At 70.0% G+C, this 12532-nt stretch carries 8 protein-coding genes; 5 read left to right on the top strand and 3 right to left on the bottom strand.

Annotated elements, in window-relative coordinates; translation table 11 throughout:
• Positions 1 to 225: 225 nt before the first annotated feature.
• Both AC3WRN_RS16475 and AC3WRN_RS16470 read right to left on the bottom strand, forming a co-directional pair.
• Entirely contained in the window at positions 226 to 2787 is a 2562-nt protein-coding gene (locus AC3WRN_RS16475; protein WP_492623796.1) for a bifunctional aspartate kinase/diaminopimelate decarboxylase, read from the bottom strand.
• Between the two features lie 405 nt (positions 2788 to 3192).
• Entirely contained in the window at positions 3193 to 4710 is a 1518-nt protein-coding gene (locus AC3WRN_RS16470; protein ID WP_492623795.1) for a fumarate hydratase, read from the bottom strand.
• Between the two features lie 177 nt (positions 4711 to 4887).
• Here AC3WRN_RS16470 and AC3WRN_RS16465 point away from each other — a divergent pair, with 177 nt between their 5' ends.
• Positions 4888 to 5769, top strand: a complete 882-nt coding sequence (locus AC3WRN_RS16465) for a PhzF family phenazine biosynthesis protein (RefSeq protein WP_492623794.1) — start codon at positions 4888 to 4890, stop codon at positions 5767 to 5769.
• A 64-nt stretch (positions 5770 to 5833) separates the two neighbouring features.
• Here the strand turns inward: AC3WRN_RS16465 and AC3WRN_RS16460 are convergent, their stop codons facing one another.
• The gene (locus AC3WRN_RS16460; RefSeq protein WP_492623793.1) at positions 5834 to 6415 is read right to left on the bottom strand and encodes an outer membrane protein; all 582 of its coding nucleotides are present in this window, start codon (positions 6413 to 6415) and stop codon (positions 5834 to 5836) included.
• A 209-nt stretch (positions 6416 to 6624) separates the two neighbouring features.
• Here AC3WRN_RS16460 and AC3WRN_RS16455 point away from each other — a divergent pair, with 209 nt between their 5' ends.
• The 4 genes from AC3WRN_RS16455 to AC3WRN_RS16440 form a co-directional block, all read left to right on the top strand.
• Positions 6625 to 7986 (top strand): APC family permease, encoded by a 1362-nt coding sequence (locus AC3WRN_RS16455; protein ID WP_492623792.1) that lies wholly within the window; start codon positions 6625 to 6627, stop codon positions 7984 to 7986.
• Positions 7987 to 8038: 52 nt separating this feature from the next.
• Positions 8039 to 8575 carry a (2Fe-2S)-binding protein gene (locus AC3WRN_RS16450; protein WP_492623791.1) on the top strand — a complete coding sequence of 179 codons (537 nt, stop codon included), beginning with the start codon at positions 8039 to 8041 and terminating at the stop codon, positions 8573 to 8575.
• Complete coding sequence (locus AC3WRN_RS16445) at positions 8572 to 10824, top strand: xanthine dehydrogenase family protein molybdopterin-binding subunit (protein ID WP_492623790.1); 2253 nt, start codon at positions 8572 to 8574, stop codon at positions 10822 to 10824. The genes AC3WRN_RS16450 and AC3WRN_RS16445 overlap by 4 nt, the downstream gene beginning before the upstream one ends.
• Before the next feature lie 257 nt (positions 10825 to 11081).
• Positions 11082 to 12532: IS1182 family transposase (locus AC3WRN_RS16440; RefSeq protein WP_492623789.1), on the top strand; the 1451-nt coding region annotated here is incomplete at its 3' end.

The raw sequence follows: 12532 nt of genomic DNA, 5'->3' as shown, positions 1-12532 counted from the left end.
CCCCCCCCCCCCCTCTCCCCCCCCCCCCCCCCCCCCCGGGAAGCGGATCCGCTCGACCAGTTCCTCGCCGTCGTCGAACGCATACGCCAGCTCGGCCACGCCATCGGCGTAGCTGCAACGCACGAAGCGGAAAACCCTGGTGAGGCGCGGTTGAATCGTCGTTGTCACTCTTCACTCTCCGGGAGGAACTGCCCCCTCTCCCCTGTGGGGAGAGGGGGCAGTAGTTCACTCGATGATGATCTCGTCGGCCTCGTCGCGCAGGTTGTAGTGCGAGGACATCGCCTTGCCGTAGGCCCCGGCCTGGGCGATCAGGATCACGTCGTCCTCCTGCGCCTCGGGCAGGCGCCGGTCGGTGCCGAGCACGTCGCCGCTCTCGCAGATCGGGCCGACCACCTGGTACAGCGCGGTGGCCGGTTCGTCGAGCCGCGACAGGTTGATGATCTCGTGCCAGGCATCGTACAGCGCGGGGCGGATCAGGCTGTTCATGCCGGTGTCGATGCCGAGGTAACGGAACGCGCCCTTGCCCTTCTGCTGGGTCGCGCGCGCCAGCAGCACGCCGGCATCGGCTACCAGGTAGCGGCCCGGCTCCATCCACAGCTGGTAGTGCGGATAGGCCGCCTTGACCTCGCGCAGCACGCGGTCGAGCTCGACCATGTCGAGCCGCGCCTCGCCCGGGTGCGAGGGCACGCCGAGGCCGCCGCCGATGTTGAGGAAGGCCACGCTGCCGATGCGCTCGGCCAGGCTCGCCAGCTGGGCATACACCTCGCCCCAGTGGCCGGCGTCGAGCACGCCGGAGCCCAGGTGCGCGTGCAGGCCGCGCACGGTCACGCCATGCGCGTCGGCCAGCTGCAGGAACGTGGGCAGCTGGTCCAGCGGCAGGCCGAACTTGCTGCCGCTGCCGCCGGTGCGCACCTTCTCGTGATGGCCCAGGCCGCGCCCCAGGTCCACCCGCAGCACGATCTCGCGGCCGCGGAACAGCTCGCCCCAGCGCTCCAGCGGATGCAGCGCGTCGAGCGTGACGGTGGCGCGGGTGGCGAGGGCGTACACGTAATCCCGGCGCGGCGCGAAGTTCGGCGTGAACAGCAGCGGCACGGATTCCGGCACGATCGCAGCGACCGCTTCCAGCTCGCCCGGCGAGACGCACTCGAACGCGAAACCCTCAGCGGCCAGCGCAGTGAGGATCGCCGGGTGCGTGTTCGCCTTCACCGCGTAGTGCAGCCGGTCCACCGCCGCCAGCGACTTCAGCTCGCGCGCCTGCCGGCGCACCGTGGGCAGGTGGTAGACGTAGCGCGGCGTGGCCTCGGCAGCCAGCTCCAGCAGGCGCTGCCGCTGCGGCCCGCGCCACCACGCCGGCGCCACGTCCGGCGCCTCGCCGCCGCCGTACAGGGCCTGCCAGCTCGGCCCGAACAGCGCGCTCTCGTCGGTGCGCAGCGCGCCGGCGGCGATCAGCAGGTCGTGCAGGTGCGGCAGCAGCTGGTCGACCACCTCCTCGTCCACCACGAAGGTGAGGTTGAGGTTGTTCGACGACTGCGTGATCAGGTGCACGCGCAGCTGGCCGAACTCGGCCAGCACGCCGGACAGCGTGTGCAGCAGCGAGCGCATGCCGCGGCCGACCAGGGTGATCGCCGCGCACGGCGCGATCACCTTGACCCGGCACACCTTGGCCAGGTCGCTGGCCAGCGCGGCGATCGCGTCGGAATCGAGCAGGTTCTCGGTGGGGTCGAGCGACACGGTGACGTTGGTCTCGGCCGAACCGATCAGGTCCACCGACAGGCCGTGCTGCTTGAACTGGGCGAACACGTCGGCGAGGAAGCCGACCTGCTGCCACATGCCCACCGACTCCATCGAGACCAGGGTGATGCCCTTGCGCGCGCTGATCGCCTTCACGCTGGGCGCGTGCGCGCGCACCTCGGGGCCGATCACCGTGCCGTCGAGTTCCGGCCGGTTGGTGTCCTTGACCAGCAGCGGCACGCGCGGATCGCGCAGCGGCGACAGGCAGCGCGGATGCAGCACCTTGGCGCCGGTGGAGGCGATCTCCTGCGCCTCCTCGTAATCCAGCCGCTGCAGCAGGCGCGCACCGGGCACCTGGCGCGGGTTGGCGGTGAACATGCCGGCCACGTCGGTCCAGATCTCCACCCGCGCCGCCTTCAGCAGCGCGCCGAAGTACGCGGCCGAGGTGTCCGAGCCGCCGCGGCCGAGCAGCACGGTGCGGCCGTGCTGCTCACGCGCGATGAAGCCCTGGGTGATGAACACCTCGCCCAGCGCGGCCAGGCGCGCGTTCAACGCCGGATCGGGCTTCGCCTCGACCATCGCCGACAGCAGCCGGGTGCGCTCGTTCTGGTTCGGCAACGCCACCGCCGCCAGGCATTCGCGCGCGTCCAGCCATTGCGTGGACAGCCCGCTGTGGCTGAGGAAGGCGGCGCCGAGCGCGCTGGACATCAGCTCGCCGTGCGCTTGCACCTGCGCCTGCCAGGCCAGCTCGCCGCGCGGGGCCGGGCCGTTGGCGGCCAGCCCGGCCAGGTCCGACAGGCGCGAGCCGAGCGTGTCCGGCAGCGCCAGCTGCATGTGGTCGAGCAGGTCGTAGTGACGTTGCGCGATCGCGCCGGCCGCCGCCTTGCGCTTGTCCGGTTCGCCCTCGCCGCACAGCTGTTTCAGCGCGTCGGTGATGCCGGTCAGCGCGGAAACCACCACCAGCACGCGCGCGCCTTCGGCGCGGCGGCTGGCGACCAGTTCGCGGATGTTCTGCCAGCGGGGAAGCGTGGCGACACTGGTGCCGCCGAACTTCATCACGATCCAGGGGGCGTCAGGGGGTAACGGCGCGGAGATTGGCGGAGTCACAGGGGTTCGCTGTCAGGAATGGATATCGGATCAGTGTTGCGCTGCGGCATTGGAATTGCAAATATTTTGTGCGGACGATTCGTTTGGACGTATGGACGTCCAAACAGCCTAGTGGCCCTCTCCCGCTCGTCCCAAAGGAACTTCCTTCGGCCGCAGGGGGGTGCTCTTGATCTTTCGGCTTTGTAGGGCGGGCACGGCCCGCCGGCTTTTGCCTTTGCCTCGTGCGGGGCGGCGGCCAGTGCCCGCCCTACGGGTTGTTCGGATTTCGATGGAGGGTGTGCTGACCTTGGAGCTCCCCTCCTCAATCCTCCCCCAAGGGGGAGGAGGCAAACGTGTGCGCTGCGCGCACTGCTTTTACTTGATAAAGACGGGGATCTTGCCGATCCTGGCCTGCCATTCGCGCGGGCCGGTCTGGTGCACCGAGCTGCCGCCCGAGTCGACCGCCACGGTCACCGGCATGTCCTCGACGGTGAATTCGTAGATCGCCTCCATGCCCAGGTCCGCGAAACCGACCACGCGCGAGGCCTTGATCGCCTTGGAAACGAGGTATGCGGCGCCGCCCACGGCCATCAGGTAGACCGAGCGGTGCTTCTTGATCGCCTCGATCGCGGCGGGACCGCGCTCGGCCTTGCCGACCATGCCGAGCAGGCCGGTCTGCGCCAGCACCTGCTCGGTGAACTTGTCCATGCGCGTGGCGGTGGTGGGGCCGGCCGGGCCCACCACTTCCTCGCGCACCGGATCGACCGGCCCGACGTAGTAGATGAAGCGGCCGTTGAAATCCACCGGCAGCGGCTCGCCCTTGTTGAGCATCTCGACCATGCGCTTGTGCGCGGCGTCGCGGCCGGTGAGCAGCTTGCCGTTGAGCAGCAGGGTCTCGCCCGGTTTCCAGCTGGCGACGTCGTCCCGGGTCACGGTGTCGAGGTTCACCCGGCGGCCCTTGGACGCGTCGTAGGTGAGCTTGGGCCAGTCCTCCAGCGACGGCGGGTCGAGCATCACCGGGCCGGAGCCGTCCAGCACGAAGTGCGCGTGGCGGGTGGCGGCGCAGTTCGGGATCAGCGCCACCGGCAGGTTCGCCGCGTGGGTCGGGAAATCCTTCACCTTGACGTCGAGCACGGTGGTGAGGCCGCCCAGGCCCTGCGCGCCGATGCCCAGCGCGTTGACCTTCTCGTACAGTTCGATGCGCAGTTCCTCGGCGCGGTTGGCGGGGCCGCGCGCGATCAGCTCCTGGATATCGATCGACTCCATCAGCGCCTCCTTCGCCATCAGCATCGCCTTCTCGGCGGTGCCGCCGATGCCGATGCCGAGCATGCCCGGCGGGCACCAGCCGGCGCCCATCGTGGGCACGGTCTTCAGCACCCAGTCGACGATCGAGTCGGACGGATTGAGCATGGCGAACTTCGACTTCGCCTCCGAGCCGCCGCCCTTGGCCGCCACGATCACCTCGACGGTGTCGCCCGGCACGATCGACATGTTCACCACCGACGGCGTGTTGTCCTTGGTGTTGGTGCGCTTGCCGGCCGGGTCGGCCAGCACGCTGGCGCGCAGCTTGTTGTCCGGGTCCATGTACGCGCGGCGCACGCCCTCGTTGGCCATGTCCTCCAGCGACATGGTGGCGTCGTCCCAGCGCACGTTCATGCCCACTTTCAGGAACACGGTGACGATGCCGGTGTCCTGGCACAGCGGCCGGTGGCCTTCAGCGGCCATCCGCGAGTTGATCAGGATCTGCGCCATCGCGTCCTTCGCGGCGGGCGATTCCTCGCGCTCGTAGGCAGCGGCGAGGCTCTTGATGTAGTCGACCGGGTGGTAGTAGCTGATGTACTGCAGCGCGTCGGCGACGGACTGGATCAGGTCTGCTTGCTTGATGGTGGTCATGGCGGGTCTGGCTGGCGGGACGACGGTGCCGGCGGCGGCGTTTGCCGGGCACAACCTGCCTATTGTGCCGCAAGCGGCTGTCCCGGCGCTGGCGCCGGCATGGCCGGTCGGCGGCGGCTTGCCCGCCGGGCCGGCCCGATGTCATCGTGGCCGCCCACGCCTCCGGCCCTCGATGCCATGCCCACGCCGCGCCGCTTCATGCAACTGGACGTCTTCGCCAGCCGCCTGTTCGACGGCAATCCGCTGGCCGTGGTGATCGACGCCGACGGCCTGGACACCACCGCCATGCAGCGCATCGCGCACTGGACGAACCTGTCCGAAACCACCTTCCTGCTGCCGCCGACCAGCAGCGCGGCGGATTACCGCGTGCGCATCTTCACGCCGCGGCAGGAGCTGCCGTTCGCCGGTCATCCCAGCGTCGGCAGCGCCTGGGTGGCGATCGAGGCCGGCCTGGTCGCCGCCGGCAAGACCGCGCTGGTCCAGGAGTGCGCGGCCGGGTTGCTGCCGGTGCAGGTGACCGGCAGCGGCGCGCAGCGGCTGATCCGGGTGCAGGCGCCGCCGGCGCGGATCGATGCAGCGGACGCCGCGCTGCAAGCCGAGCTCGCCCGTGCCTTGCGCATCGGGCTGGCGCCGGGAGAGGCTTGCCACGTCGACAATGGCCCGCACTGGATCCTGGGCAACCTGGGCGAGGCCGCCGCCGTGCGCGGCCTGCAGCCGGACCTGGCCGCCGTCGCCGCGCTGTGCCTGCAGCAGCGGGCCGTCGGTGTCGGCGTGTTCGGCCGCGAGCATGCAGGCGGCGCGGCGATGGCGGTGCGCGCGTTCTGCCCCGCCGACGGCATTCCGGAAGATCCGGTCACCGGCAGCGCCAACGCGGCGATCATGGCGTGGCTGGGCGAGCGCGGCGACCGCGACGGCTACGGCCTGCGCTACCGCGCCAGCCAAGGCCGCGAGGTCGGCCGCGACGGCATCGTGGAAGTCGCCCGCGACCCGGCCAGCGGCGCCATCACCATCGGCGGCGCCTGCGCGATCGGCGTGCGCGGCGAACTGCAGATCGACTGAACCGTTGCGCCAGAACGACGGTGGCCGCACGAGGCGGCCACCGTGGCGTTGCTGGAACCGAAGATCAGAAGCGGTACTCGGCGAAACCGGAGAACACGCCAATGCTCTCGCCGTACTTGCGGCCATTGAATTTGATGCGGCCGTGATAGTTGTCGAAACCTACGCCTAGGCTGAAGTGCTGGGTGACGTCGTAGCCCACGCCGACACCGGCATAGGTGCCGTCGCCGTTGTAGCTGCCCGAACCAAAGCCACCGGCGTCCATCTCCATCCTGGTGTGGAACCAGCCAGCGCGACCCGAGATGTACATCTTGTTGCGGAACTTGTAGCGGCCATTGACGCCGAGCAGCGGCCCCTTGGCCTTGGCGCTGAAACCGACGGCAGTGGTGCCGACCGCGACACTGCCACTGGCCTTTCCGAGGTCGACATAGCCGGTCTCGATGCCGAAATCGGCGGTGTCGCCCTGCCAGCTGTAGCCGGCGCGCAGTGCGCCGCTGGTGTCACTGCGGTCGTTGAAGCCTCTGTCGTGGAAATGCGACTGGCCCAAGTTGCCGTTGATGAAGAATGCCCCCTGGTCGGCGGCGAAGGCACCGCCGGAAACCACTGCCATCGCCACGGCGGCGACGGCCGCCTGCATGTACTTTTTCATTTAGCGTCCTTGTTGGTTTACGTCTGTTTCTGCCATTTGCCGGCGAACAGCGGTCGCGCGGCGGTGCATTTTTGTGGATGATTTCACATTGTTGCAACATCGCATTTTCTTGCGATTCCAATACCTTCCGTCAAGCCGTCGGCATCCTGGGCGATCGAAACCATGGCAGTTCATGGTGGCGCCGCTTGCGGGCGCACCGGCAAGCCCGCATGCTCGCCGCCTCGTTCCGCCGCCGCCACTACCAACCCGTGAACCCATCTTCCCGCACCGCCTATGCGCGCAGCCTGCGGCCCTGGGATGCCGCCCTGATCGTAGTCGGCGGCGTCATCGGCGGCGGCATCTTCCTCAATCCCGGCATCGTGGCGCAGCGCACCGAATCGGGGCTGGCGCTGCTGCTGATGTGGATGGCCGCCGGCCTGCTCACCCTGGTCGGCGCACTGTGCTACGCCGAGCTGGGCGCGCGACGGCCGCACGCGGGCGGCAGCTACGTCTACCTGCGCGAGGCGTTCGGACCGTTGGCCGGCTTCCTGTTCGGCTGGACCATGCTGCTGGTGATCTACTCCGGCTCCAGCGCGGCGGTGGCGACGATCTTCGCCCGCTACGCCGCGGCCCTGTTCGGCCTGCCGCCGGCCTGGGCGCGACCGTTGACGATCGGCGCGCTGGTCTTCGTCGGCGGCATCAACCTGTTCGGCATCCGCCTCGGCGCGCAGATCCAGAACCTGTTCGCCGTGCTCAAGCTGCTGGCAGTGGCGGCGCTGGTGACGTGCGGGCTGTTCCTCGCCGGCGCCGGCCACGGCCAGGTGCTGGCCGCCGACCCGGCACGCCAGGGCGTCGGCTTCCTCGGCGCGGCGCTGCCGGTGCTGTTCGCCTACTCCGGCTTCACCTACCTCAACAACCTGGCCGGCGAGGTACGCGACCCGCAGCGCACGCTGCCGCGCGCGCTGACCCTGGGCATGCTGCTGGTGATCGGTGCCTACGCCCTGGTCAACGTGGCCTACCTCGCCGTGCTCGGCCACGCCGGCCTGGCCGCCAGCAGCGCGCCGGCGGCGGACGTGATGCAGCAGGTGGCCGGCCCGGTCGGCGCGAAAGTGATCGCGCTGGGCGTGGCGATCTCCACCCTCGGCTTCTGCAACATCACCCTGGTCGCCGGCGCCCGCGTGCTGCAGGTGATGGGCGAGGACGGGCTGTTCTTCCGCGCGGTGGCGCGGCTGCACCCGCGCTGGCGCACGCCGAACACCGCGCTGCTGCTGTTGACCGCCTGGGCCATCGTGCTGGCGCTGTCGGGCAGCTACGGCCAGCTGCTGGATTACGCCACCTTCGGCGACTGGCTGGCCTGCGCGGTCGGCGTGGGCACGCTGTTCTGGTACCGCCGCCACGACGACGCCTGCGGCGGCTTCCGCGTGCCGGGCTACCCGTGGCTGCCGCTGCTGTTCATCGCCGCGGTGGCGCTGGTGGTGGTGATGTCGCTGCACGACAACCCGCGCAATACCGGCATCGGCCTGCTGATCATGGTCGCCGGTGCGCCGGCGTACCTGCTCTGGCGCCGCCTGTTCAGCCGCGTGCATCCCTAAGCGGCCGGCGGCAATGCCACAATGCGCCGATACGTTCCCAGGGAGATGATGGATGGTGCCCGTGCAAGCCCAGGTTGTGCCGACCGGCCAGGAAAGCGGCATCGTGCCGGAGAAGATGCGCGACGGCATCGACCTGCAGGTCAACGGCGAGCACTACCGCCATACGGGCGATCCGCAGATGCCGCTGCTGTGGTACCTGCGTGACGTGCTGCGGCTCACCGGCACCAAGTACGGCAGCGAACGCGGCGAGAACGGCGCCGACCTGGTGCTGCTCGACGGCAAGGCGGTTTCCGCGATCACGCAACCGATCGCCGCATTGGCCGGCAAGGCGGTCGTCACGGTGGAAGGCCTGGCTGCCGCCGACGGCACCCTGCATCCGCTGCAACAGGCGTTCATCGATGAGGACGCGATCGGCTGCGGCTACTGCACGCCCGGCTGGCTGATCGCCGGCGTCGACCTGCTCGGGCGCAAGCCCCATCCTGGCGACGCCGACATCGACCAGTTGCCGAACCTGTGCCGCTGCGGCTGCCAGACCCGCGTGCGCCGCGCGATCAAGCGCGCCGCCGCCGGCAAGGCAGGCCAGCCATGAGCCACGGCATCCGCCTTTCGCGCCGGCGCTTCCTGCAGGTGCTGGCCGGCGGCGCCGGCGCGCTGGTCGTGGGCATCCGCCTCGCCGAGGCCGCCGACGCGCCGCTGCCGCCGGCCCTGCTCGGCGACGAGATCCACGGCCTCGGCCCCTACGTGCGCATCGACGTGGACGGCAAGGTGCTGATCGGCGCGCGCGACCCGGACACCGGCACCGGCGTCGCCACCTCGCTGCCGCGGATCATCGCCGACGAACTCGACGCCGACTGGAGCAACGTCAGCGTGATCCCGCTCGGCCTCGGCGTGGACAACGACAACGGCAAGCCGCGCTGGGCCTACGGGGGCCAGGTCGGCGGCACCGGCGGCTCGATCCCCGCCGCCTGGCACGACCTGCGCCAGGCCGGTGCGGCGGCGCGCTGGCTGCTGCTGCAGGCGGCCGCGCGCCGGATCGGCGTACCCGCCAACCGGCTGCGCTGCAGCAACGGCTACGTGATCGCGCCGGACGGCCGCCGCTTCGGTTACGGCAGCCTCGCTGCGGAGGCCAGCAAGATCGCGCTGCCGGCCAGCCCGCCGCCGCCGAAGGAGGCCGCCGCCTACCGCCTGATCGGCCAGGGCGCCGGCGACGTCGACGCGCGCGCGATCGTCACCGGCCAGGTCCGCTACGCCATCGACCACCACTACGGCGACGCGCTGGTCGCCGTGCTGGCGCACTGCCCGTGGCCGGACGGCACGCTGGCGCATATCGACACCACCGACACGCTTGCCGTGAAGGGCGTGCTGAAGGTCGTCCAGCTCAAGCCCGAACCCGGCCAGCCGCTGGGCAGCACGGCGATCGCCCCGGCCGTGGCGGTGCTGGCCGAGGACACCTGGGCCGCGCTGCAGGGCCGCGACAAGCTCAAGCTCGAATGGAAACCCGGCGCCAGCGGCGACGACAACAGCGCCGCGCTGGAGCAGCAGGCGCTCGCCCTGCTCGCCGGCAAGGCCGCCCCCACCACGCGCGTGCGCAACGTGGGCGACGTCGACACCGCCGGCCGGAAGGCCGCGCACCGCCTCGACGCCACCTACGTGCAGCCGTGGCTGGCGCACGCCACCGCCGAACCGATGAACTGCCTGGTGCGGCTGGACAAGGACCGCGCCAGCCTGGTCGTGCCGACCCAGGCGCCGCAGCTGGCCTGGGCCGTGGTGCAGCGGCTGACCGGCCTCGCGCCCGACCAGATCGACATCCGCGTGCCTCGCGTCGGCGGCGGCTACGGCCGGCGGCTCGACCACGACTACGTCGCCGAGGCGGTGATGCTGGCCAAGGCCGCCAGCAGGCCGGTGCGCCTGCTGTGGACGCGCGAGCAGGACTTCGGCCACGACTGCTACCGTGCCGGCAGCGTGCACCGGATCAGCGCGCTCATCGACCGCAAGCGCCAGCTGCTGGCCTGGCACCAGCGCATGGCCAGCGCCTCAGCGCTGGCCCGCCGCGGCGTGCCGGCCGACCGCCTGTGGACCTCCGAACTGCAGGCCGAACCGTTGCCGGCCCCGCTGGTGCCGAACTACCGCAGCGACTGGTACGCGCTGGAGTCGGCGACCCCGCGCGGCCCAATGCGCGGCATGCCGCACCTCAGCAACGCGTTCGCCGCCGAAAGCTTCATCGACGAGATCGCCCACCTGCTGCGCGAGGACCCGCTGAAGACGCGCCTGCGCCTCCTCGGCACGCCGCGCCAGCTGCCGCTGGACGGCGGCGCCACGCTGGACACCGGCCGCCTCGCCAACGTGCTCGGGCTGGTCGCCGACCGCATCGAATGGAAGAACTGGCTGCGCACCGTCAACGGCCTCGGCATCGCCTGCTGGCACATCGACGGCGCCTACGTGGCGCACGCGGTCGAGGCGGCGATGCAGGGCGAGAAGCTGGTCATCCAGCGCGTCGTCTGCGCCGTCGACGTCGGCCGCGTGATCAACCCGCTCGGCCTGCAGGGCCAGGTGGCCGGCGCCACGCTGGACGCGCTGTCCATCGCGCTCAACGCGGCGATCACCATCAAGGGCGGCCAGGTGCAGCAGCGCGGCTACAGGGATTACCCGCTGGCCAGCATGGCGCAGCTGCCGAACGACGTGGAGGTCATCACCGTTGCCGACGACCGCGCGCCGGCCGGCGCCAGCTTCCTCGCCATGCCCACCGCCGCCCCCGCACTGGCCAACGCGGTCTTCCGCGCCAGCGCCGTGCGCGTGCGCCGGCTGCCGCTGATGAAGGAACTGCTGCGGCTGCTGTAGGCGCCGGGGTCAGGCGGCCCCGGTGCAACCACTCGACCTCGACGCCCGCTCGCGCGACGGCAGGTACCTCTCCGGCAGTGCCGCCGCGCGCGCCCGCCGCGGACTGAAGGCGCCGCAGTTCGGGCAACCATTGACGATGACGGTAGTCTGCCCAACTAGTTCGGCGGGATGAAGGTCCTGCATGAGGCCTAACGAGGCTGTAGAAAAACCTCCGCCGATCTTGCTTCAATACCCCCACGTGAACAAGGGGGATCGGCATGGCGCGTTACCGGCACATCGACATGAGTCCGCGGCTGTTGCCGGTGGACCTGCAGGCGCAGCTGGTGCCGGGATCATTTGCCCATGCCGTGCACCATCTGGTCGATCAGCTGGATCTGTCCGCCTTCGATGCGCATTACCGCAATGACGACAGCGGCGCGCCGGCACATGCGCCGACGATGTTGCTCAAGGCCGTGCTGCTGGCGTATTCCCAGGGCATGGTGAGCTCCCGCTCGATCGAGCGCGCCTGCCGCGACAACGTGCTGTTCATCGCCCTGACCGGCGACGCCAAGCCGCACTTCACCACCATCGCGGACTTCGTCAGCCGCTCGCGCGAGGCGATCGCGACAGTCTTTGCCCAGGTGCTCACACTGCTTGATGGAGAAGGCCTGATCGGTCGCGAGATGTTCGCTATTGACGGCGTGAAGCTGCCCTCCAACGCATCCAAACACCGCTCAGGCACCCGCGCCGAGTTCCTCGCGCAGGCACAGAAGATGGAGCGCGCGGCGGCCACCATGCTGGAGCGCCACCAAGCCAACGATGCCGGCGCGGCCGAAGACGTGCGGGATGCCAAGGCCGCCGAACGCATCGAGCGCCTTACTCGCGAGGCAACGAAGATCCGTCAATGGCTGGCCGATCATCCGGAAGACCGGCCCGGTTCGCGCGGCAAGGTCCGCAAGTCCAATCGCACCGACAACGAATCGGCCAAGCTGGCCACCGACAAGGGGGTGGTCCAGGGCTATTGCGGCGTGGCCGTGGTCGATGCGGCGCATCAGGTCATCGTCGAGGCTTCGGCCCACGGCACCGGCGCAGAACAGGAACTGCTGCTGCCGGTACTGGACGCCTGCGCCGAGCAGCGCACGCCCGCGACGCTGCTCACCGCCGATGCCGGCTATCACAGCGAAGCCAACCTCGTGGCGCTGGCCGAAAAGCACATCGACGCGTTGATCGCCGACAACGCCATGCGCCGGCGCGACGAACGTTTCGCCGAGCAGGACAAGCACCTGGCCAAGCCCGATCCGCTGCACGACAAGACACGCAAACCGACAAAGCCACGCCTGTTCGGCAGCGAGGATTTCATCATCGCGCCGGACCAGTCCTACGCGATCTGTCCGGCCGGAAAACGCCTACATCGCAACGGCAAGGACTGCACGATCGGCGGCTATGCCGCGATCAAGTTCCGCGCACCAGAGGCTGCCTGCCAAGGCTGCCCGCTGCGTACGACGTGCTTACGCAAACCTGAGACCACGCGCTCGCGACAAGTCGCCGTCCTCACCCGCAGAGCCGAACAAACCCACAGTCAGCGCATGCGCGAGCGCATCGACAGTGCGTGGGGACGCGAACAGTACGGGCGACGATTCGCCACCGTCGAGCCCGTCTTCGGCAACGTGCGCGCCAACAAGCGACTCAACCGCTTCACCCTTCGCGGTCAGGCGAAGGTGGATGGCCA

It is taken from the genome of Rhodanobacter sp. FW101-FHT13A11, assembly GCF_058790335.1.
Note: the sequence above shows the minus strand (reverse complement) of the source record. Positions and strands in the feature narration are given on the sequence as shown.